Below are 22801 nucleotides of genomic sequence, written 5' to 3' on the forward strand. Positions count from 1 at the left end.
GATGAAAGTATTGACCGGGAAGCCTGGGCTTCCCGGCAGTTCCCAAAGCCTATTCCGCCGCCACGCCCATGCGCATGCGTTCCATCTCGATCAGCGCACGGCGGTACTCGACCGGCATGATTTTCCGGAATTTCGGCCGGAAAGTCGTCCAGTCGTCGAGGATTTCGCGCCCCCTGACCGAACCCGTGTAATGCACATGGTTCGAGATCAGCTGGTAGAGCCGCTCCTCGTCATGGCTGGTCATATCGCCGGAGACGTCGACGCGGCCCTTGTGATCGAGGTCGCCGCCGTGATGGAGCAGCTTTTCCATCAGATCGTCTTCCTCTGGAACAGGTTCCAGCTCGACCATCGCCATGTTGCAGCGCTCGGCGAAGTCACCCGCCTCGTCCAGCACATAGGCAACGCCGCCCGACATGCCGGCGGCGAAGTTGCGGCCGGTCTGGCCGATGACGACGACGATGCCGCCGGTCATGTATTCGCAGCCATGGTCGCCGACGCCTTCGACGACAGCGGCGACGCCCGAGTTGCGCACAGCGAAACGCTCGCCGGCGACACCGGCGAAATAAGCCTCGCCCTCGGTTGCGCCATAAAGCACCGTATTGCCGACGATGATGGAGTCGGCCGCGACGATCTTGGCCTCTTCCGGCGGCCGGATGACGATGCGCCCGCCAGACAGGCCCTTGCCGACATAGTCGTTTGCCGCACCGACGAGCTCGAACGAAATGCCGCGCGCCAGGAAGGCGCCAAAGGACTGGCCGGCGGTCCCGGTCAGCTTCACCGAGATCGAGTCCTCGCGCAGGCCCTTGTGCTTGAAGCGCTTGGCCACTTCGCCCGACAGCATGGCGCCGGTCGAACGGTCGACATTGCGGATGTCGACCTCGATCTTGACCGGCTGCTTGCTCTCGAGCGCCGGCTTCGCCAGTTCGATCAGCTTGCGGTCGAGCACGTCGTCGATCGGATGCTTCTGCCGTTCGGTCCAATGCACGGAAGCATGCGGCGCATCGGGCTTGAAGAACATCTTCGAGAAATCAAGCCCGCGCGCCTTCCAGTGCACGATCAGGTCGCGCTTTTCCAGAAGGTCGGTGTCGCCGATGATCTGGTCGATATGGGTGTAGCCCATTTCGGCCAGCAACCCGCGCACCTCTTCCGCCACATAGAAGAAGAAGTTGATGACGTGCTCGGGCGTGCCCTTGAAGCGCTTGCGCAGCACCGGGTCCTGCGTCGCGACGCCGACCGGGCAGGTGTTGAGATGGCACTTGCGCATCATGATGCAGCCGGCCGCGATCAGCGGTGCGGTCGAGAAGCCGAACTCGTCGGCGCCAAGCAGCGCGCCGATGATGACGTCGCGCCCGGTGCGCAGGCCGCCATCGACCTGCAGCGCCACGCGCGCCCGCAGACCGTTCAGCACCAGCGTCTGGTGCGTCTCGGCGAGGCCCATTTCCCACGGGCTGCCGGCATGCTTGAGCGAGGTCAGCGGCGACGCGCCGGTGCCGCCATCATAGCCCGAGATGGTGATGTGGTCGGCGCGCGCCTTGGCCACGCCGGCCGCCACCGTGCCGACACCGACTTCCGAAACCAGCTTGACCGACACGTCGGCCGCCGGATTGACGTTCTTCAGATCGTAGATCAGCTGCGCCAGATCCTCGATCGAATAGATGTCGTGATGCGGCGGCGGCGAGATCAGGCCGACGCCCGGCGTCGAATGCCTGACCTTGGCGATGGTTGCGTCGACCTTGTGGCCGGGCAGCTGACCACCCTCGCCGGGCTTGGCGCCTTGCGCCACCTTGATCTGCATCATGTCGGAGTTGACCAGATATTCCGCCGTCACCCCGAAGCGCCCGGAGGCGACCTGCTTGATCGCCGAGCGCTCGGGGTTCTTGCCGCCGCCGGGCAGCGGCAGATAGCGGTCGGCCTCTTCGCCGCCCTCGCCGGTGTTCGACTTGCCGCCGATCTGGTTCATGGCGCGCGCCAGCGTGGTGTGCGCCTCACGTGAGATCGAGCCGAAGGACATCGCCCCGGTCGAGAACCGCTTGACGATGTCGGCCGCCGGCATAACCTCGTCGATCGCGACCTTCTTGCGGCCGCTCTCTTGCGCCAGCTTGATCTTGAACAGGCCGCGAATGGTCTGGGCTCGCGCTGTCTCGCTGTCGATCTGGGCGGAATAGTCCTTGAACGTTTCCCACGAGCCCTGGCGCACGGCGTGCTGCAGGGTGGCCACCGCATCCGGCGACCAGATATGCGCTTCGCCGCGCATGCGGAACACGTATTCGCCGCCCACCTCGAGGCTGTTGCGCAGCACCGGGTCGTTGCCGAAACCATCGGTGTGGCGGCTGAGCGTCTCGGCCGCGATCTCGTCCAGCCCGACGCCCTCGATCAGTGTCGCGGTGCCGGTGAAGTATTTCTCCACGAAATCGGTCTTCAGCCCGATGGCGTCGAAGATCTGCGCGCCGCAATAGGACTGGTAGGTCGAGATGCCCATCTTGGACATCACCTTGAGGATGCCCTTGCCGATCGACTTGATGTAGCGCGAGACCACTTCGTAGGCGTCGACCTCCTTCGGCAGTTCGCCACGCTTGTGCATGTCGAGCAGCGTGTCGAAGGCAAGGTAAGGGTTGATCGCCTCGGCGCCGTAGCCTGCAAGGCAGCAGAAATGATGCACTTCGCGCGGCTCGCCGGATTCCACGACCAGACCGACCGACGTGCGCAAGCCCTTGCGGATCAAATGGTGGTGCACCGCCGCCGTCGCCAGCAGTGCCGGAATGGCGATGCGGTCCGGCCCGACCTGGCGGTCGGACAGGATGATGATGTTGTAGCCGCCGGCCACCGCCGCTTCCGAGCGCTCGCACAGCCGGTCGATGGCGCCCTGCATGCCGCCAGCGCCTTCGTTCGAACCATAGGTGATGTCGATCGTCTTGGTGTCGAAGCGGTCCTCGGTGTGGCCGATGGAGCGAATCTTTTCGAGATCGCCATTGGTCAGGATCGGCTGGCGCACTTCCAACCGCTTGCGGCGCGAATTGCCGACCAGGTCGAAGATGTTGGGCCGCGGCCCGATGAAGGACACCAGGCTCATCACCAGCTCCTCGCGGATCGGGTCGATCGGCGGGTTGGTGACCTGGGCGAAGTTCTGCTTGAAATAGGTGTAGAGCAGCTTCGACTTGTCCGACATCGCCGAGATCGGCGTGTCGGTGCCCATCGATCCCACGGCTTCCTGGCCGGTGGTCGCCATCGGCGACATCAAAAGCTTGGTGTCTTCCTGGCTGTAGCCGAACGCCTGCTGGCGATCGAGCAGGCTGACGTCCCGGCGCAATTCGCGCGGCGCGACCGGCTTCAAATCTTCGAGGATGAGCTGCGTGTTGGCGAGCCAGGTCTTGTAGGGATGCTTGGTGGCGATCTCCGACTTGAGCTCCTCGTCGGAGATGATACGACCCTTCTCGATGTCGATCAGCAGCATACGGCCGGGCTGCAGCCGCCACTTCTTGACGATCCTCTCTTCCGGCACCGGCAGCACGCCGGCTTCCGAGGCCATGATGACGCGGTCATCGTCGGTGACGATGTAGCGTGCCGGGCGCAGTCCGTTGCGGTCGAGCGTGGCGCCGATCTGGCGGCCGTCGGTAAACACGACCGCCGCCGGCCCATCCCACGGCTCCATCAGTGCGGCATGGTATTCGTAGAAAGCCTTGCGGTCTTGATCCATCAGCTTGTTGCCGGCCCAAGCCTCAGGGATCAGCATCATCATGGCGTGGCTAAGGCTGTAGCCGCCCTGGAACAGGAACTCGAGCGCGTTGTCGAAACACGCGGTATCGGACTGGCCCTCATAGGAGATCGGCCACAGCTTCGAGATGTTGTTGCCGAACAGTTCGGAATCGACCGATGCCTGTCGCGCCGCCATCCAGTTGTTGTTGCCGCGCACGGTGTTGATCTCGCCATTGTGGGCGACCATGCGGTAGGGATGTGCCAGCTTCCACGATGGGAAGGTGTTGGTCGAGAAGCGCTGGTGGACGAGGATCAGCGCCGTCTCGAAGCGCGGGTCCTTGAGATCCTTGTAGTAAGCGCCGACCTGGTAGGCCAGGAACATGCCCTTGTAAACGATGGTGCGCGCCGACAGCGACACGCAGTAGGAACCGATGTCCTTGTTGTCGTTCTCCGCGTAAATGCGGCCGGAGATCACCTTGCGCAGCAAATAGAGCCGCGCCTCGTATTCTTCGTCGTCGGTGATGTCGGCCGTGCGGCCGATGAAGACCTGCCGGTGGAACGGCTCGGACGCCACGATATCAGGCGCCTTCGACAACGACGCATTGTCGACCGGCACGTCGCGGAAGCCGAGCAGCGGCAGCCCTTCGGACTGCGCCGATTCGGCGATGATTTCTTCGATATGGGCGCGCAGCGCCGCATCCTGCGGCATGAACCAGTGTCCGACGCCGTACTGACCGGCCGGCGGCAGTTCGATGCCCTGGGCTGCCATCTCTTCGCGGAAGAAACCGTCCGGAAGCTGCACCAGCACGCCGGCGCCATCACCGACCAGCGGATCGGCGCCGACGGCGCCGCGATGCGTCAGGTTTTCGAGCACGGCAAGGCCGTCCTTGACGATCTGGTGCGACTTCACGCCCTTCATGTTGACGATGAAGCCGACGCCGCAGGCATCATGCTCGTTGCGCGGGTGGTAAAGACCTTGCGCGGCAAAGCCGTTGGCGGTTCGGCCAATAGTGGTCAGGGACGTATTTTTGACGGTTGCCGCTTTCGTCTGCGCGGCCTGGCCGTTCGTCGCAGAGAGCGTCATGTCCGTCATCGTCCTGTCCTCCGTTCCCAGCCGTTCGGGCGCTGGTTTGCCTCGGGAAGCGCTTGGCTCCCCCTTGATCCTTGCGGCACGTCTTGCGAAATCTTGGGCTGAACCATGCGGCTTTCCGCATGGTTCGTATCTGGTATTCGTACAGGCCAGAGCCAGTCTGTCTACCTGTCGCTCGCGGCAACGGCCGGAGAGGCCCAACGATACGCCAATCCAGCCTGTTTTGTGCGACAAAATAAGACAGCACTACTGTCCTAAATTTTTATGACAGAAATCCTGAGAGCGCACAAGACCGATTCACAAAAATCTTGGGCGTTTGGCGACAGAAAATTACGTGGGGTGAGACCGAAACGAAAACTTCGGTCTTCCGCACGCCTTCGTGATCCGCCACTGGCTTTACCGCTTTTTCGGCCTTTGGCCCTTGCGCGTCAAACCCCGAAGCGGCCATGGTCGCGCTCTTTTTTCGCCATCAGACTTCACAACCAAACATGGACCTTCCTAATGTTCTTTGCATCCGACAACTGGGCGGGCGTCCATCCCGATATCTCGGCCAACCTGACCCGCCATGCTGCCGGCATCGCCACCGCCTACGGCGACGGCGACCTCGACCGCGCCGTCTACAAGCGCTTCAACGAAATCTTCGAGCGCGAGGTTGCGGTCTTCTTCGTCGCCACCGGCACGGCGGCCAACGCGCTGTCGATGGCATCGTTGAACCGGATCGGCGGAGTCGCCTTCTGCCATTCTGAAGCGCACATGAATGTCGATGAATTCGGCGCCGCAGGTTTTTACACGGGTGGAGCGCGCATGTCGCCGGTTCCGGGGCCATTGGGGCGCATCAATCCGCAGGCTCTCGACCGGGCCATCAAACGCTATTCGCAAGACCTCGCCCCCGCCGGCCAGCCGATGGCGGTGACGATCACCCAGGCGACGGAGGTCGGCACGGTCTACACCGTCGACGACGTCAAAGCTGTCTCGGAGGTCGCGCGCCGTCACAAGCTGCCGCTGCAAATGGACGGCGCGCGCTTCGCCAACGCCATTGCCGCGACGGAGGTCAGTCCCGCGGAAATGACCTGGAAAAGCGGCGTCGACATCATCTCCTTTGGCGGCACCAAGAACGGCTGCTGGATGGCCGATGCAGTTGTGGTCCTGAACCCCGACATCGGGCACGATTTGCGCCTGCTTCGCCAGCGCGCCGGGCAGACCTTCTCCAAGGCGCGCTTCATCTCGGCTCAGTTCGAAGCCTATTTCACCGACGATCTGTGGCTGAGGATGGCGCGCCACGCCAATGCGATGGCCGCAAGGCTGGCCGCGACGATCGAGGATGCGCCGTCCGGCCGGCTGGCTTGGCTGCCGCAGGCCAATGAAGTGTTCGCCATTTTCGACCGCACCAATGCAGAAAAAATGCAAGGCGCCGGCGCTAAATTCTATGAATGGGGCGTGCCGCAAAGCTTCGACGGCCACCTCGGCGACAATGAAGCGATCTACCGCTTCGTCGCCAGCTTTGCGACGACCACCGAAGAAGTCGACCACCTTGGCAACATGATCGCCTGAGCTTTTCCGATGACCATCTCACCCCTCGGCTCAACAATGCGGCTGGTTCGCCCGGCGTCAAACGTGCTGGGCTTCTACGATGGCCGCATTGACGGGGCTCGCGCCTGGTCGGACGAGCCGAACTGGCTCGACGACGGCGCCTATGCCCTGGGCATCTGCACCTATGCGATCGTCGATGGCTCGGAGGCGCTTGTCTACGATACGCATATTTCGCTGCCCCATGCGCGCTTTGTCAGGCAGACGCTCGAAGCCATGGGCGTAAGCTCGATCCGGGTCGTTCTCAGCCACTGGCATGACGATCACATTGCCGGCAATGAGGTGTTCGAGGATTGCGAGATCATCGCCAACGAGCTCACGGTCTTGGCGCTGGCGAACAACCGGACCGAGATCGAAGGCGGCGTTCCGCCGATCAAACCTCTCGTGCTGCCGAACAGGACCTTCGAACGCAGCCTTGACCTCACCGTTGGATCGATCGCCGTCGAACTGCGCCAGGTCGAGATCCACAGCCATGACGGCACGGTGCTGTTGATGCCTGGCACCGGCCTGCTGCTGGCAGGCGACACGCTGGAGGACCCGATCACCTATGTCAGCGAGGCGGATCGTCTGGCGCAACATCTGGTCGATCTCGAACGCATGGCCGGCTGGCCGATAGACCGCATCCTGCCCAATCACGGCTCCCTGGCAGCGATAGAAGCAGGCGGCTATGACAAAGGCCTGATCGCCGCGACGCAAGACTATGTCCAAAAGCTGCTCCGCTGCCGGCACGAGCCTGATCTGGCGAGGCAGGATTTGAAAACCTTCGGCGCCGACATGTTCGCCAAAGGTGCGGTCGAGTACTTCGCACTGTACGAGCCGGTTCACCGGCAAAATGTCGAGGCGGTCATCGCAACCGGCCACCAGCAAGTGGCCGAATCCTAGGCGAGGAAGGGCCGCACCAAAAGCTCGAGCCCAAGCAGGATCAGGAAGACCAAAAACCAGCGGCGGAAGGTTTCCGGGCTGATCTTTTGCCTGAGCACCTGCCCCAGCCACATGCCGAGCAGGGCCGGCGCGACGGCCAGCGACGACATCGCGATATGCTCGACCTGGAAAGCACCATGCGAGGCAAGGCCAACCGCAAGCGCGATGGTCGACACGGTGAAGGAAAGCCCGAGCGCCTGGATCAGATCATCCCGGCTCAGTCCCAGCGCCTGGATGTAGGGAACGGCTGGCACCACGAACACCCCTGTACCGCCGGTGACGATGCCGGTGATGAACCCGACGACAGGCGACATCAAGCGCTCGGCCGATGCCGGAACCGTCAGCTGCCGCGCCAGCAAGGTAAAAGCGGCATAGACGATCAGCGCAGCGCCAAGGCCGGCGGTCGTCCATTTGACGTTGTCGCTGGCCAGCAGCCGCGAGCCGGCCATCGTGCCGATGACGATGCCGATCATCATCAGCCACAGCCGGCGTAGGATCGACGCAAAACTCGGCCCGGCGAACAGCTGCCAGACATTGGTGACGAAGGACGGCACGATCAGCAGTGAGGCCGCGGCGACCGGCGGCATGATGGTGCCGAGCAGGCCCATCGCCAGCGTCGGCAGGCCCATGCCGGTCACGCCCTTGACGAGGCCGGCAAGCAGGAAGGTGGTGGCAATGGTCGCCGTCAGCGCCAAGGAGAAATCAGACATCGCCCTTCATGTGAAGATGGCGCGGGCTGCAAAAGAGCCAGAACTGATGCTTCTGGGGGACAGGGATTTCGGCGCAACAAAAAAGCGGCGCCTTTCGGCGCCGCTTTCGTCTCGGGAGGAGACGCTTTTATCTCAGGCTACATTACGCAGCGCTCTTGGCCTCGATCTGCTTGGCCTTGGCCGAAGACGCCGTGATCGCGATCTTGCGCGGCTTCAGCTCCTCGGGAATGTTGCGCTTGAGGTCGACGAAGAGCAGGCCGTTCTTCAGCGAAGCGCCGACGACTTCGACGTGGTCGGCAAGCTGGAAACGGCGCTCGAAGGCCCGCGAGGCAATGCCGCGATAGAGCAGCTCGGAACCTTCGCCGGTGCCCTCATCCTTGCGCTCACCCTTGACGGTCAGCACATTGCGACGGGCTTCGATCGAGATTTCCTCGTCCGAGAAGCCGGCGACCGCCATCGAGATGCGATAGGAATCCTCGCCGGTGCGCTCGATGTTGTAGGGCGGATAGGTCTGCGCGCCGTCTGGCTGCGCAAGCGAATCGAGCATGGTGAAGAGACGGTCGAAACCGACGGTCGAGCGATAGAGCGGGGAAAAATCAACGTGACGCATGAGGTGTTCTCCTGTTGAGCAACATGGTTTGCGTATGGCCGGTGCGAAACCCTTGAGCGGCGTTTCGGCTGGACCAGCGGCCCCGACATTGGCGACCGCATCCAACATTTGGGGACAAGGCCAAAGCATTTCAAGATTTTGCCTGCCGATGGGTTTTTGCCCCTCGATGAACGGCAGATGAACCGCGGCTTCGGCACGCGTTCAGCTACCCGGCGCTAAAGTGCGTTCAAGACTAGGAACAAGCGGCGCCCGACAAGGCACCGCAACGGGGCCGAGCCGGGTGTAACGTCCCTTCCTCCCGGATCGACAGAGGCCGGAAGCCGCCGCAGGCGGCTTCCGGCCTTGCTCGTTGCCGGGTCCGGCTCTCCCATCTCCCGGAAATCCTTTGCTTTTGACGCATGGCCGTCTATCACCATGCGACGCCTCGCTGGGTCAGGCGAGACACCAAAAGACGAAGCGCCGAATGACGGACCTCTTCCACCAGACTCCCGACAATCCGATACCGGAAAACGCTGCCGGCGGCTTTTTCACCACCCGCGACGGCAAGCGGATCCGCTACGGCCTTTTTCCGGCAGTCGCACGCCCGTTGAAAGGCACCGTGGTCCTGCTCACCGGCCGCAACGAGTGCATCGAGAAATATTTCGAGACCATCCGCAACCTCGCCGACCGGGGCTTTGGCATTGCCACCCTCGACTGGCGCGGTCAGGGCGCTTCCGACCGGCTGATCCGCGACCGCCAGCGCGGTTATGTCCGCAGCTTCTACGACTACACCGGCGATCTGGAGCAGTTCTTCGAGGAGATCGTGCTGCCCGATTGCCGTGGGCCATACTACATCCTGGCCCATTCGACCGGGGCGGTGATCGCACTGCTCGCCGCGCCCTCGATGGTGAACCGCGTGCGGCGCATGGTGATGATCGCGCCTTTCTTCACTGTGCCAGACCTGCCGGTATCGATAAAAACGGTGCGCCGCGTCTGCTCCGTCTTGTGTTTTCTCGGCCTCGGCCGGCTTTACGCGGCATGGGGTCCGCGACCGAGGGAAACAGCACCGTTCGCCACCAACAAGGTGACATCGGACCCGGAGCGCTATCGACGCAACACTGGGATCTACGAGGCCTATCCGCAACTCGCGCTTGGCGGCCCGACGATGCGCTGGCTGAAAGCCGCAGCCGAGGCGACCGAAATCGTCAGCGACCCGGATTTCATGGCCAGGATCCAGGTTCCCTTGCTGGTGATCGCCGCCGGCGCCGACCAGGTCGTCTCGACCAGGGCCGTGGAAGCCTACACCAGACATTTGCGTCTCGGCTCCCTGCTGATGATCGATGGCGCGCGCCATGAAATCCTGCAGGAACGGGATATCTACCGCGAGCCGCTGCTCGCCGCCTTCGATGCCTTCATCCCTGGAACCGACGACAACGCGTGACTGACAAGTGCACTCCGGCGTTCATGCCTGACGGGCGAAGTCCATGATCCAGTTGGTTTCCCATGTCTTGCCGCCGTCCGCTGAAAAGGCCTGCTCCCAGCGGGGCGAGTCTCCCGTGATCCGCGACCAGAGGAAGCGAACCTGGATCGGACGGCCTTCGAAGACATCCTCGCACAGAAACGTGCCGACGCCGTCGGCAAAAGTGCCGCGCATCGGCACATCGATGGTCAACGGGTTGCGGCCGTCGATCCACCAGATCGACCATTGCCTCGTCGCCGGATCGAAGGTGCGGACCGTGGCGGCGCGATAGCTGCCACCGGGCAATTCGATGACATTGTCGTCGAAATTGCCGAGGCCGCCGAGGATCGGCCGCGTGTCGCATGTTCCGCCAAATTCATCCCAGTTGGTGTCGCCGGCAAGCCGCTTGCGCAACCGTCGATGGCTGACAGCCCAGCTGCCGAAGAAGAAATCGAAATCGGCCCGGCCGTCTGCCGGCACCTTGTCGGAGCGGCTGGCTATTGACTGCGTCGGCATGTGTAGTCCTCCCTCTGATGACACCTCCATAGCGGAAGTCTCCTGACATCTTCCTGTCAGGAGGGTTGGGCAATCCCATAGGAGCTTTGCCGCTGCGCCTTGGTGCGACGGGCGACGCCCGCGGCGACGGCGCAAAGTCGCTAAAGATTTTGACAGCCGCTGACATCCGCAAGTGCTCCTCTCCAGGTCGAACTGAACGCCAAGGAGATGACACCATGACCGAGAAAACCTGTGCGGCTTGCGACTGCAAACTGGACGCCAACCCCATCCGCGTGAAGGTCGGCGGCAGAACGGTGGAGGTTTGCTGTGAGGAGTGCGCGCAAGTGCTGAACGAAGCCGACGCATCGGTTTCGGGTGAGGACTGACCGATGCGCTCCAATCAAGCAGCGGCAACGCAGCCGGTGGCTCGTCCCTCAAACCGGCTGACGATCTGGCAGTCCTTGTCCGCGCAAATCATTGCGGTGGCCAACTGGATCGACCGGCAGATGGTGAAGCGCAGAAGCCGGCGGGCCTTGCTCGAAATGACCGAGGAACAGCTCAAGGACATAGGTCTGTCACGCGGCGCGGCCTATTGCGAATCGATGCGCCGTTTCTGGAATTGACGGCTCTTCGACAGACTGCTGACAGGAATGGGCAGGTCGACCGCGTAGAGTGCCGAACGGGACCGCAATACCGGGTCCCGTTCGGCAACGACGGAAGAACGCATGTCGCAATTCGCGGTTCAGCTTCTGCTGGATACCGGCACCGCGGTGATCCGGGACATCGTCTGTAGTGGCGAATGCCGGCACAAGAGCGCGCAAGAGTGCACCCATGCCACGCATCTGGTGTTTCCCTATCGCGGCGTCTTCGTGCGCCATCTCGATCGCAACGATGCGGTTGCCGAAGCCAATCAGCTGTTGTTTTTCAACGAGGCGGAAGCCTATCGGATCAGCCATCCTGTCGAGGGCGGCGACGCCTGCCTGGATCTCGTCATCGAGGAAAGCTTGTTGCGGGAGCTGGCGCCGAAGGACCAGATGCGCAGCGGCAGCACTTTGGCGTTTCGCCGCCAGCGGCGGCGCATCGATCCGCGCGCGCAGGCGCTGGTGGCTTTGCTCCGCCACAGTCTGAGCCGCAAGGTCGCCGAGACGCTCGAGGCCGAAACGCTCGCCCTGACGCTGGTGCGCCGCGCTTTGGGCGAGCGCACCTCGCATGGTGCCGGCGCCAGTCCGGGGCGACAGAAGCTGGTGGACCGCGCCAAGCTTGTCCTGTCCTCGGATCTGTCGCGGCGCTGGACGCTGGCCGAAATAGCCGCCGAGGTCGGCGTCTCGCCGGTCTATCTTACCCAGGTGTTCCAGCAGGTCGAGGCGATGCCGCTGTACCGTTACTACCTGCGGCTGAGGCTGGCGCGCGCGCTGGACCTGCTTGGCCGCTATGACGACCTCACCACTTTGGGCATGGACCTTGGCTTCTCCAGCCACAGCCATTTCAGTTCTGCGTTCCGCCAGGTTTACAGCCGCACGCCGGCGGAATTCCAGCGCTCGATCCATCAGCGCTGACGTACAGCGCTATCCGCGCAGCGCCGCCATCGCCGCAGCATGAAGCTCCGGCGTTGCCGCGGCCAGGATGTCGCCACCCTTTTCCGCCGGCCCGCCCTCGAAAGTGGTGACGACGCCGCCAGCCTTCTCGATGATCGGGATCAGCGCCACGATGTCATAGGGCTTCAACCCGGGATCGGCAACGATGTCGACGCTGCCGGAAGCGATCATCGAAAACGCATAGCAATCGGCGCCGTAGCGCACGAGCTGGACCTGCTTCTCGAAGGCGTCAAAGCGCTTGCGCGCCTCGCCCTTGAACAGCGCCGGCGTGGTGGTGAACAGCGTCGCCGCGGAAAGATCCGTCGTCTTGCGCGTCGCCAGCTTTCGCGGCCCGCCCGGGCCCTCATAGTGGGAACCGGAGGCGTTGGCGTAGAACAGCTCGCCGGTGAAGGGCTGCGCCATCATGCCGGCGACTGCATCGCCGTCGACCGTCAGCCCGACCAAGGTTCCCCATACCGGCAGGCCGGAGATGAAAGCGCGCGTGCCGTCGATCGGATCGATCACCCAGACATGCCTCCTGGAGATGTTCTCGCTGCCATGCTCCTCGCCAAGAATGCCGTGGTCGGGATACTCCGCCGATATCAGCGCCCGGATGACGCGCTCGGCCTCGCGGTCAGCCTCGGTCACCGGGTCGAAGCTGCCGGCCTCCTTGTTGGCCACCGCACCTTGCGCGCGAAAACGCGGCAACGTCTCGGCGGCGGCGGCACGAGCGATGCGCCGCATGAAGTCGATGCTGATGTCCAACTGATTCTCCCGCGTTGCAGCATGCTGGAAAGGTCATTTGCCGGTGGTTTCCCGCCAAAACAAGGGGCGTGCAAAACTTTTGGGCAGCGATAGCTGTTGCGCAAATGTCACGCAAATGCCATCGAACGCAATTTCCACATCATAGTGAATTAAAAAAGCCTGAAGGTCGCTTGACATTTGTGCAGCGCACAATAGTTTTGTTCTCGGACAGGTTTTCCTGTCCATGCCCTCCTTGGGCGTTTCCTCCCTAGACTTCGACCGTGTCGTGCAAACGATGCGGTCTTTTTTTACGACTCGGCATGGCTCGCGACCGCGCCGGGCTCGCAGTGCTATTCGGCGGCAAGCGGCAGGTCGATAAAGTTGTGATCGGGCATCGCCATCAGGTCGGCCGAAAACCGCGCCAGATCGTCGGCAAGCGCATCGAAGCCGGCGGTTTTCTGAAATGTTCGCTCGTTCATGTAGAGACCGCGATTGACCTCGATCTGCAGCGCGTGGAGATGGCGCGCCGGCCGGCCGTAATGCTCGGTGATAAAACCTCCGGCATAGGGTTTGTTGTGGGCGACGGTATAGCCCATGCCGACGAGCAGGCCGATCGCCGTCTCGGTCAGCGCCGGCGATGCGGAAATGCCGAACCGGTCGCCGACGATGAAATCAGGCCGCACCCCGTTGTCGCCGACCCTTATGCTGGCGGGCATCGAGTGGCAGTCGATCAGCACGGCATAGCCGAACCGTGCATGGGTTCTGGTCAACAGCCGCTTCAGCGTCTCGTGATAGGGTTTGTAGACGGTTTCGATGCGCGCCACCGCCTCCGCCAGCGGCAAGCGGCCGGAATAGATGTCGAGCCCCTCCCCGACCAGCTTGGGCACGGTGCCGAGCCCGCCGGCCACCCGCGCCGAGCGGATGTTGCAGAAGGACGGCACCGGTTCGGCGAACATGCGCGGATCGAGTTCCCACGGCTCGCGGTTGACGTCGAGATAGGCGCGCGGAAAATTCGCCGCCAGCATCGGCGCGCCAAGCGCGACGGCGCCGCCGAACAATTCGTCGACATAGCAATCCTCGGACCGACGGATGGCGTTTCGATCCAGCCGGGCCATGGCCAAGAAGCGGTCGGGGTAGTAGCGGCCGCTGTGCGGCGAATTGAAGAGGAAGGGAACGCGCTGCTCGGCGCCCGATCGGATTTCGAAGGGTGGAACGACCGAAAAATCCTCGGCTGCCGTCTTCAATTTGATCGAACCCGGAAACACCAGTGCATCATGATTGGAAAGTGCCATCTCGCTCGCCCCATGTCCAGCATTTCGGCGCCCAATTCACTTTGTAGAATGCGGATTTGGCTTCTCCTCGTTCACTTGATCTTTACCGTCACCTCCTCATATACAGGATGGTTAACAGGCTTGCCCAACGGCAATGTCTGGCGGGTGATTCGGACGGGATAAGATGGCACGCATTCTTCTGGCTGAAGACGACGACGATATGCGCCGGTTCCTCGTCAAGGCACTGGAGCGCGCGGGCTACCAGGTCAGCGATTTCGACAATGGCGCCAGCGCCTATGAGCGCCTGCGCGAGGAGCCTTTCTCCTTGCTGTTGACCGACATCGTCATGCCTGAGATGGACGGCATCGAACTTGCCCGCCGCGCCACCGAGATCGACCCCGACCTCAAGGTCATGTTCATCACCGGCTTCGCCGCTGTTGCGCTGAATCCGGATTCCAAGGCGCCGAAAGACGCCAAGGTGCTGTCGAAGCCGTTCCACCTGCGCGACCTCGTCAACGAGGTCGAGAAGATGCTGCACGCAGCCTGAAGCGTTTTTAGCGGGCCATTTGCCGGCGCGACAAAGCGAGCCTCTCTTTCCCTTTTCCTGCTATTGACGCGCTGGATCAAAAATGGTGTATGCGCGGCTTCGGATGGGCGTGTAGCTCAGCGGGAGAGCACTGCATTGACATTGCAGGGGTCACAGGTTCAATCCCTGTCACGCCCACCATCCAACACCAGCTTCTTATCTGCACCGCATGTGGCCGCAGGTTGATCGACCTCGGCGACGTCGATCGTGGCCTCGCCTTTTCGGGCTCAGGGTCGAGTGCCAGCTCTGGTGGGCAACGCTGGCCGGCGCCCGTTTACCTGCTGCTTTGAATGCGGACCGTCCCGGCCAGGCCTGGACGGTCCAGCAGCGATCGGATCACTGCGGTGTGGGGTTGGGTGTATGACTCTGCGGCGGGCTATTCTTGCCTTCCTTGCAGGTCCCATCGCCAATGCCGCAGCATTTGCCGTTGTAGGTGACTTTCGGCTTCAGGTTGTCGCATTCCGGTGGGGTGGTGGTCTTGCAGCCTGCCAGCACCGAAACGGCGACGGCGGCGAGAAAGACGTTTCGTGAAACAATCGACATGAGACGTTCTCCTTGAGGGATTGCGTTTCTACGCAGCGCTATGTCGCGTCCCGAAACGAATTGGTTCAAAAGAACCCAGAAATTGTCAGCGGGGTCTTTCCCCTGGGCGTAGGCAGACGGGCACGACAATGCCGCCGCCGGCCGAATTTCAGCCGTGACGCACGCGCTTTGTGGCGTTAAAGGCTGGAACCGAGCGGAACGTCCGAGGGAGCAGCCCGCATGACGGTAATAGGATGGTCCATGACGGCTTGCGGTCGCGGCCGTTCATGCGCCCTGCCCGACGCAAAGTCATGACTTCAAGTCCGGCAGCGCCGCGCCGACCCACTTGGCAAAAGATATATCTCGAACTCAAGCGGGCGAAGAAGCATTTCAGATCGCCATTGTCGAGCCTCGGCGGCGCCTTGGGCTGGGCAAAGCGCAAGCTCGAATACGGATATGTCGTCAGGCGCCGCATCAAAGCCGCGCGCGACGGCTACAAGGCTCTGCCGATTTCGGAGACGAAGAACAGCTTCATGCTTGTCCGAATCATCGGCAATGATCTGGAGCCGCGGCACCGAAAGGGCCAGTCATACGACAACGCCCTGTTCATTCTGGACAATGAATCCGACTTCCCAGACTGTGAGAAGGTCTGGATCGTCAACCGGATAACGGACCCCGGCGAGGAAGCGCGCATCATCGGTCTGTTGAAAAGCCGCGGTCAAAGCTTTCATCGGATCCCGTTCGAGCTCGATGCCTATCGGCAAATTCCCTGGAACACCGACGGGCTGGCGGCGGACGAATCCAGGTTTTCCAACGCCGACAACCGGGCGGGAGGAGAGAATGCATCGCGCTACGAAACGCATGTCCGGCACCGCAAGAACCTCTATGTGATGAACAACAACGGGGCGCGCAACGCGGCCCTGGAGATTGCCCGCGGGCGTGCCAAGTGGCTGATGCCCTGGGACGGCAATTGCTATTTGACACTGCCGGCCTTCCAGCAGATCCGGGCGGCGATCGAGGAAAATCCTCATTTTCGCTACGTCGTCGTGCCGATGGCGCGCATCGTCGACAACGCGCTTCTGCTCGACGAGACTTTCAGGCCGCCGGCGAACGAAGAGCCGCAAATCATTTTTCGCAGCGACACGACCGAGCTGTTCGACGAAAAATACGGCTACGGGCGCCGGCCGAAGATCGAAATGCTTTGGCGGCTCGGCATCCCCGGGCTATGGGATCGGTTTCGCGACGACGTATGGGACATCCCGCGCCCGCGCCTTGCAGCGGATGCCGGGCTTTTCCAGAATGCGGGCTGGGTTGCGCGCCTAGATTCAGGACGTTCGCATCTGGAAATCGGCCGGGCCGGTTTCCGCGCTCGACTGGTCAGGCGCGACGAGGCGATCGTCGGCATGCTCGACCGCTGCGACGCCAATGCGAACGCCCAAAGGCTCGATCCCGCATGCCTGGCCTACTACGACGAGGACATGCTCGTCGCCACGCGAAGGCAAAACGTGCACGTTCAACAAGAGCTGCGTGCCTGCGCCGAGCGAGCGCTCGTCCGCGGTCCGTTCAGCGTTATGGACAAGAGTGGCCGTGCCCCGAGCGGCGATCCGCACGACTATTTCCAGCCGGCCCCATATTGGTGGCCGGATCCGCGAAAGCCGGATGGCCTTCCCTTCGTCCGGCGCGACGGCGAACATGCCCCCGGCACCGCATTGTATGAAGCAGGCGGCGAGGCCTACGATCGAACACGCCTGCAACGGGTTCTCGACGACAGCACCGTGCTTGCCTTGGCGGCGACCGTGCTTGGGGAGGTACGCTACGCCAGTCATGCCGCGCGGCTCATCCGTGCATGGTTCGTGGACCCTGCGACGAGGATGAACCCGAACATGCGCTACGCGCAGGTGCGATGCGGGCGAGACAACAATGAAGGCCGGGGATACGGCATCATTGAACTCGGGGATCTCTACTTCTTTCTCGATGCAGTCAGGTTGATCGAGCGAAGCGGAGCGCTGGACGAGCGGGACAGGCAAGCCTTCAGAGCCTGGCTTTGTTCATACTGTGAATGGCTGGACACCGCGCCGGCCGCGAAATTTGAATTCTACCGACTCAACAACCACGGTCTTTTCTTCGACCTGCAGCGGGCGGCCATCGCGGCATTCCTGGGTGACGGCGCGGCGCTTGCAAAAGCGGGACTCTTTGCCCGCGAAAGGATCGCGGACCAGATCGCGGCCGATGGCTGCCTGCCCGAGGAACTGTCACGCACTCGTCCGAGACACTACGCCATGTTTGCCTTGCAGGGATGGACGGCGCTGGCGCGAATCTTGTCCTTGGTCGGCGACGATCTTTGGGAGTACCGGGCGAAGGACGGACAGGGGCTGGTCAAGGCTCTGCGCTGGGTGGCAGCACATGCCGATACCCTGGCCACGATACCCAGCGAGACATTCGATCAGGAGCGCATCCGGCCTTTGCTGGACGATCTGGCGCGGCATCATTTCGACGAAACCGTGCCTGCAGGCGTGCAAGCAGAAGCAACGAAGCTGATCTTCCATCCGGACTGCGCAATCCCGCCATTCTGGATATTGCGCCGGCCCTGATCTCTCACGTCGCTCCGAGACCACGCAGCCAGGCGAGCCGCCAACTTGCCTTGGCGATCAGGCCGGACTCCGGCCTCTTGCCCTGCAGGATCCGCCGCTTGACCTTCCTCAGGATCGGATCCGCAGGGGAGGCGGTTACCGCGCTGTCCGCCATCGCCAGCGCCCGCCCGCGGTCCGCAGTCGTTTGCTGGAGTATCCAGGCCGAACATGCCGCAGCATAGGGATAACCTGCTTCCGCAGCGGCAAGGAAGAACTCGAAATCCCCCGCAAACGGATATCTGCGCCACAGCATGTCGCCAAGCAGCCGCATGATCATCAGCGGGATTTTGGGACGTTCCCGAAACTGCCGGGTCATCACGGATTTCAAGACAGTTTCGCCCGAAGCATAGTCGCGCTCGCGAAAATATGCCGAGGCGATCTTCAGGGCATAGGCATCGTTTTCCGGATCAAGCGCATAGGCCTTGTCCAGGACCTCACGTGCCTGCTTGGGCGCGATCTTGTCTTCCATCGCCAAGAGTGCCGCCTGATAGCCGAAGGCGGCTTCGCGCGGATGATAATGCGCCTGGCGATCCTCCAATTCATCGAGGATGATCTTCGCGGCCCGCGGCGCATCGAACAAGGCAGCCGCGCGCATGAGGGGGACATCGCCCATCAACGACGCTATCTGCGCGAAGATGCTGCTTCCCGAATAGATTTGCCGGCAGCGCGCCATCAGCGCCATCTCGAAGAATGATTTCAAGGTCTCGTCCTCGAATGCGTCGGCGCCGAAATCGCTGGTCAGCGCCGCGCCGGTTTCGGCCTTGAGATAGTCGAGCGTCGGGCGGTGCTGCCCGACCAGCAGGGTCGCCATGCCCATCGACGAAAGCTGCGAGACGATCGCCCTGGCCAGCGTCGACGGGATCACCTTTCCGGCAAAGACCAGGCTCGCGCGATGCTTGCCGTGCACGATGTCGCCGCTGCGCAGGTGAAGTGCTGCGGTCGGACCGGCAAACCGGCTGCCATTGGCGGCGTCGATGGCCACTTTCACCACCGTTGAATAATCGAAGCTGCGCAGTGTTGCTGACTGGCCAACGAGTTGCGTCGGATCGCCGCGATAGTGGCTTAGGATGTGAAAATCATCGCAAATCCAACCGCGCAGCTTCTTCTCTTTCGCGACCTCTCCAAGACTGCGCCCGGCAAGGGCTGCCGCGTCGAGAATGCCGAAATTGGACGCCTTGACCTTTTCGCCCAGCCAATGCCTTTCGATGAAATCGGACGAAAAAATCTTGTCGGCAGTATCGACGACGTGGAACGCCTTGTCGGCGATGACCTTTCGGTTCCAGGTGAAGCCGAAGCGATAGCCGAATGTGTCGGCCAGCGTTTTGGCATTCGCCATCGCCAGTAGACGGCCGCCCAGGCCATCGTCCCTGGTCGCGGCAATCAGCGTCGAAAGGGGATCACGCGGTTTCGCGCCGGACGTCGCCCTTTTCCACGTGGCGGAGAAACCACTCATATGTCTGTTCCAATCCACTGCGAAGCGAGTATCCGGGCCGCCAGCCGGTCGCAAACAGGCGCGACACATCCATCAGCTTGCGCGGCGTCCCGTCCGGCTTCGCCGGATCGAAGGTGATCGCGACATCGGCGCCGACGACGGTTGCGACAGTGCGGGCGAGCTCGGCAATGGTGATATCCTTCCCCGAGCCGACATTGACGTGGCTGTCAGCGGAATAAGTCTTCAGCAGCCAGACCAACGCGTCGGCGGCGTCGTCGACATGCAGGAACTCGCGCATCGGCGTGCCCGATCCCCAGACCTCGAGGGCCTTGCCGCCCGCGCGTTTGGCCTCATACGACTTGCGCATCAGCGCTGGTATGACATGGCTGCTGGAGAGGTCGAAATTGTCGCCCGGACCAAAAAGACTGGCCGGCATTGCCGATATGTAGTCGACGCCATGTTGGCGCCGATACGCCTGGCACAGTTTCAGCCCGGCGATCTTGGCGATCGCATAGGCTTCGTTGGTGGGTTCGAGCGGGCCGGTCAGCAAAGCGTCTTCCGAGATCGGCTGCACCGCGAACTTCGGGTAGATGCAGGACGAGCCTAGAAACAGCAGTTTGCCCACCTCGCTGCGAAAGGCGCCGTCGATGACATTGGTCTGCAGGACGAGATTTTCATGCAGGAAATCCGCCGGGAACCGGTCATTGGCCAGAATGCCGCCGACCTTGGCGGCAGCCATCACCACGGCATCCGGCCTGTGCTCGGCCATCCAGCGCCGTACACCGGCCTGGTCGAGAAGATCGAGCCGGTCACGAGATACGGTCAGGATCTCGCAGTCCTCGGACACCAGCCGGCGCACAATCGCCGCGCCGACCATGCCGCGATGCCCGGCGACGAAAACTCGCTTGCCCTGAAGTTCAAACATGTCGCCCATCAGCGCATCCTATGCCGAGCGACCGCTCTGCTCTGTGCCGCCAATGGCGCGCGCCAGATCAGCCTGCACCATTTCCGCCACCAGATCCTTGAAGCCGACCGTATGCGACCAGCCCAGCCTGGCCTTGGCCTTGGCGGCATCACCGACGAGATGGTCGACCTCGGTCGGCCGGAAATAGCGCGGGTCGATGCGCACCAGGGCGGCGCCCGAACCGGCATCGACGCCCACTTCATCAACACCCTTGCCTTGCCAGGCAATGGCGCGCCCGGTCTCCGCGAAGGCCAGCTCGACGAATTCGCGCACCGAATGCGCCTCGCCTGTCGCCAGCACGAAATCGTCCGCCTCGCTGTGCTGCAGGATACGCCACATACCCTCCACATAGTCACGCGCATGACCCCAGTCGCGCCGGGCATCGATGTTGCCGAGATAGAGGGTTTCCTGCAGCCCGCGATGGATTGCAGCGACAGCCCGCGTGATCTTGCGGGTGACGAAGGTCTCGCCGCGCGTCGGGCTCTCGTGGTTGAACAGGATGCCGTTGGCGGCAAACATGCCATAGGCCTCGCGATAGTTGACCGTGATCCAGTAGGCGTAAAGCTTGGCGGCGGCATAGGGCGAACGCGGATGGAAGGGCGTGGTCTCGCTCTGCGGGACTTGCTGCGCTTTGCCGTAAAGTTCCGATGTCGAGGCCTGATAAAAGCGCACCGACCTTTCCAGGCCGAGAATGCGGATGGCTTCGAGCAGCCTCAGCGTTCCCAACGCATCGGCATTGCCGGTGTATTCAGGCGTCTCGAAACTCACCTGGACATGGCTTTGGGCGCCGAGATTGTAGATCTCGCTCGGCTGCGTTTCCTGCACCAGGCGGATCAGATTGGTCGCATCGGTGAGGTCGCCATAGTGCAGGAAGAAACGGGCGCCGCGCTCATGCGGATCGACATAGATGTCGTCGACGCGCTCGGTGTTGAACGAGGATGAACGGCGTTTGACGCCATGGACGACATAGCCTTTCTGCAGCAGCAGTTGCGCCAGATAGGCTCCGTCCTGACCGGTCACGCCGGTAATGAGAGCCACTTTGTCCGTCATCGCTGTGTTTCGTCCGCTTCCGATCGCGCATAGCGAATACAGATTTGCCCGGACAAGGCAAATCCGTGGCCTTGGACCAGAAGCGGTCAGCTGCCGTGATCAGATACCAGCCACCGTGCAGAAGCTTCTCATTCGGGCGACCGCAAGCTCCGGATCGGCCAGCAACCCAGCCTGATCGGCAAGCCGGAACAAATCGGCATAGTGGCGGATGCCGCGTGCCGATTGCATGCCGCCGACCATGGTAAAGTGGTCCTGATGGCCGTTCAGCCACGCCATGAAGACGATGCCGGCCTTGTAATATTCGGTCGGCGCCTCGAAGATTTTCCGCGACAGCGGCACGGTCGGCGCCATCAGCGCGTCGTAGCCGGCGCGGTCGCCCTCGGCGAGCTTCGCCAGCGCGGCATTGGCAACCGGCGCGATGGCGTCGAAAATGCCGAGCAGCGCGTGCGAGTGTCTTTCGCCGTCGCCGGCAATCAGTTCGGGGTAGTTGAAGTCGTCGCCGGTGAACATGATGACGCCGTCAGGCAGCTTATTGCGCAGCGCGATCTCCTTGCCGGCATCGAGCAGCGATATTTTTATCCCCTCCACCTTGTCGGTATGGCGTTCGATGATGGCGACGACCGTATCGAGCGCGGCGTCGAAATCGTGGCTGCCCCAGTAGCCTTTCAGGGCCGGATCGAACATGTCGCCCAGCCAGTGCAGGATGACCTTGCCGGAGGCCTGGCTCAGGATTCGATCGTACACACGTGCATAGTCGTCCGGGCTCTTGGCAACGGCCGCCAGCGCGCGGCTGGCCATCATGATTGCCTTGCCGCCGAGGCCTTCGATGAAACCGAACTGTTCCTCATAGGCAGCAATAACATCGTCGAGCGTCCGGGCGGCGCCCGGCGCCAGATGGTCGGTGCCGGCGCCCGAAGCGAGATCGGCGCCGTCGACGGTGCGCGCCTCGGCAATCGAGCGGCGGATCAACTCCCGCGCATTCGACCAGTCGAAACCCATGCCGCGCTGCGACGTGTCCATCGCTTCGGCGATGCGGAAGCCGAGCCGCCACAGATGATGGCGAAACGCCATCGTGCGTTCCCAGTCGACCGCCGGCTTGGCCCAAGGATCGGTCATGGCGAACGGATCGGCAACGACGTGGGCGGCAGCATAGGCGATGCGTGAAAACCGCGCGCCGATCGCCGGTTGCACCGGCTGACCGACGAGGCGGTAGCGGTCGCTGCGACCGCCCTCTCCTGGCAAGGAAATGTCCATCGATCTCTCCCTTGGTCGTGCCTATAAATGGAACGTTCCAATAGATCAAGACCCTTTATGATTCATGGTTCGATGCGCCACAAATGCTGCAACGCAGCACGAAAACCCTTGATGGCGGCCATGCTCAGGCACTTTCCGGTCAAATTTTCAGATTTGGAAAATTTCCCGTTGACTCAAATTCACGACCGGTATTAGAACGTTCCAATAAATTCGATCATAATGCCGGGAGG

General features: G+C 62.4%; 20 protein-coding genes and 1 tRNA gene. 9 read left to right on the forward strand and 12 right to left on the reverse strand.

What is annotated here, in order from left to right:
- Nucleotides 1-49 precede the first annotated feature (49 nt).
- Complete coding sequence (gene gltB / locus AC1DX6_RS11975) at nt 50-4786, reverse strand: glutamate synthase large subunit (protein WP_477313414.1); 4737 nt, start codon at nt 4784-4786, stop codon at nt 50-52.
- Between the two features lie 498 nt (nt 4787-5284).
- On the opposite strand from gltB, the gene AC1DX6_RS11980 reads away from it, so the two are divergent.
- Both AC1DX6_RS11980 and AC1DX6_RS11985 read left to right on the forward strand, forming a co-directional pair.
- Nucleotides 5285-6334 carry a threonine aldolase family protein gene (locus AC1DX6_RS11980; protein ID WP_477313416.1) on the forward strand — a complete coding sequence of 350 codons (1050 nt, stop codon included), beginning with the start codon at nt 5285-5287 and terminating at the stop codon, nt 6332-6334.
- Between the two features lie 9 nt (nt 6335-6343).
- Entirely contained in the window at nt 6344-7252 is a 909-nt protein-coding gene (locus AC1DX6_RS11985; protein WP_477313418.1) for an MBL fold metallo-hydrolase, read from the forward strand.
- Here AC1DX6_RS11985 and AC1DX6_RS11990 read toward each other — a convergent pair.
- The gene (locus AC1DX6_RS11990; protein ID WP_477313420.1) at nt 7249-8001 is read right to left on the reverse strand and encodes a sulfite exporter TauE/SafE family protein; all 753 of its coding nucleotides are present in this window, start codon (nt 7999-8001) and stop codon (nt 7249-7251) included. The genes AC1DX6_RS11985 and AC1DX6_RS11990 overlap by 4 nt on opposite strands.
- Nucleotides 8002-8143: 142 nt before the next feature.
- Nucleotides 8144-8611, reverse strand: a complete 468-nt coding sequence (locus tag AC1DX6_RS11995; protein WP_477313422.1) for an Hsp20 family protein — start codon at nt 8609-8611, stop codon at nt 8144-8146.
- Between the two features lie 463 nt (nt 8612-9074).
- Between AC1DX6_RS11995 and AC1DX6_RS12000 the strand changes: the two genes are divergently transcribed.
- Nucleotides 9075-10031, forward strand: a complete 957-nt coding sequence (locus tag AC1DX6_RS12000) for an alpha/beta fold hydrolase (protein WP_477313424.1) — start codon at nt 9075-9077, stop codon at nt 10029-10031.
- A 21-nt stretch (nt 10032-10052) separates the two neighbouring features.
- Here AC1DX6_RS12000 and AC1DX6_RS12005 read toward each other — a convergent pair whose 3' ends face one another.
- Nucleotides 10053-10565: a DUF1579 domain-containing protein gene (locus tag AC1DX6_RS12005; protein ID WP_477313426.1), complete on the reverse strand. Its 513-nt coding sequence runs from the start codon at nt 10563-10565 to the stop codon at nt 10053-10055.
- Between the two features lie 215 nt (nt 10566-10780).
- Here AC1DX6_RS12005 and AC1DX6_RS12010 point away from each other — a divergent pair, with 215 nt between their 5' ends.
- The 3 genes from AC1DX6_RS12010 to AC1DX6_RS12020 all read left to right on the forward strand — a co-directional run bounded on the left by AC1DX6_RS12010 (nt 10781) and on the right by AC1DX6_RS12020 (nt 12100).
- On the forward strand, nt 10781-10930 hold the full coding sequence (locus AC1DX6_RS12010) for a hypothetical protein (RefSeq protein ID WP_477313428.1): 150 nt from the start codon (nt 10781-10783) through the stop codon (nt 10928-10930).
- A 3-nt stretch (nt 10931-10933) separates the two neighbouring features.
- Nucleotides 10934-11167: a DUF1127 domain-containing protein gene (locus AC1DX6_RS12015; protein WP_477313430.1), complete on the forward strand. Its 234-nt coding sequence runs from the start codon at nt 10934-10936 to the stop codon at nt 11165-11167.
- A 102-nt stretch (nt 11168-11269) separates the two neighbouring features.
- Nucleotides 11270-12100: a helix-turn-helix transcriptional regulator gene (locus AC1DX6_RS12020; protein ID WP_477313432.1), complete on the forward strand. Its 831-nt coding sequence runs from the start codon at nt 11270-11272 to the stop codon at nt 12098-12100.
- A 9-nt stretch (nt 12101-12109) separates the two neighbouring features.
- Here the strand turns inward: AC1DX6_RS12020 and hisN are convergent, their stop codons facing one another.
- From hisN to AC1DX6_RS12035, 3 genes are all read right to left on the reverse strand, one after another.
- Nucleotides 12110-12883 carry a histidinol-phosphatase gene (gene hisN, locus AC1DX6_RS12025; protein WP_477313434.1) on the reverse strand — a complete coding sequence of 258 codons (774 nt, stop codon included), beginning with the start codon at nt 12881-12883 and terminating at the stop codon, nt 12110-12112.
- Nucleotides 12884-12916: 33 nt separating this feature from the next.
- Nucleotides 12917-13108: a hypothetical protein gene (locus tag AC1DX6_RS12030; RefSeq protein WP_477313436.1), complete on the reverse strand. Its 192-nt coding sequence runs from the start codon at nt 13106-13108 to the stop codon at nt 12917-12919.
- Nucleotides 13109-13212: 104 nt separating this feature from the next.
- On the reverse strand, nt 13213-14154 hold the full coding sequence (locus tag AC1DX6_RS12035) for an N-formylglutamate amidohydrolase (protein WP_477313438.1): 942 nt from the start codon (nt 14152-14154) through the stop codon (nt 13213-13215).
- Nucleotides 14155-14317: 163 nt separating this feature from the next.
- On the opposite strand from AC1DX6_RS12035, the gene cpdR reads away from it, so the two are divergent.
- On the forward strand, nt 14318-14680 hold the full coding sequence (gene cpdR / locus AC1DX6_RS12040; protein ID WP_010911372.1) for a cell cycle two-component system response regulator CpdR: 363 nt from the start codon (nt 14318-14320) through the stop codon (nt 14678-14680).
- A gap of 105 nt (nt 14681-14785) precedes the next feature.
- Nucleotides 14786-14860, forward strand: a tRNA-Val gene (locus tag AC1DX6_RS12045).
- 195 nt (nt 14861-15055) lie between these two features.
- Here the strand turns inward: AC1DX6_RS12045 and AC1DX6_RS12050 are convergent.
- Nucleotides 15056-15262, reverse strand: coding sequence for a hypothetical protein (locus AC1DX6_RS12050; RefSeq protein ID WP_477313440.1), 207 nt, complete (start codon nt 15260-15262; stop codon nt 15056-15058).
- Between the two features lie 233 nt (nt 15263-15495).
- Between AC1DX6_RS12050 and AC1DX6_RS12055 the strand changes: the two genes are divergently transcribed.
- Nucleotides 15496-17832 (forward strand): alginate lyase family protein, encoded by a 2337-nt coding sequence (locus tag AC1DX6_RS12055; RefSeq protein WP_477313441.1) that lies wholly within the window; start codon nt 15496-15498, stop codon nt 17830-17832.
- Nucleotides 17833-17836: 4 nt separating this feature from the next.
- On the opposite strand, the gene AC1DX6_RS12060 is transcribed toward AC1DX6_RS12055, so the two are convergent.
- The 4 genes from AC1DX6_RS12060 to AC1DX6_RS12075 form a co-directional block, all read right to left on the reverse strand.
- A complete protein-coding gene (locus AC1DX6_RS12060; RefSeq protein ID WP_477313443.1) occupies nt 17837-19324 on the reverse strand; it encodes a hypothetical protein in 1488 nt (495 codons plus the stop codon).
- Nucleotides 19269-20228, reverse strand: a complete 960-nt coding sequence (fcl, locus tag AC1DX6_RS12065) for a GDP-L-fucose synthase (protein ID WP_477313709.1) — start codon at nt 20226-20228, stop codon at nt 19269-19271. The genes AC1DX6_RS12060 and fcl overlap by 56 nt, the downstream gene beginning before the upstream one ends.
- 18 nt (nt 20229-20246) lie before the next feature.
- A complete protein-coding gene (gene gmd / locus AC1DX6_RS12070; RefSeq protein ID WP_477313445.1) occupies nt 20247-21317 on the reverse strand; it encodes a GDP-mannose 4,6-dehydratase in 1071 nt (356 codons plus the stop codon).
- Between the two features lie 99 nt (nt 21318-21416).
- Complete coding sequence (locus tag AC1DX6_RS12075; RefSeq protein ID WP_477313447.1) at nt 21417-22571, reverse strand: dihydrodipicolinate synthase family protein; 1155 nt, start codon at nt 22569-22571, stop codon at nt 21417-21419.
- Between the last annotated feature and the right edge of the window lie 230 nt (nt 22572-22801).

This window comes from Mesorhizobium sp. P2_C4 (genome assembly GCF_056404575.1).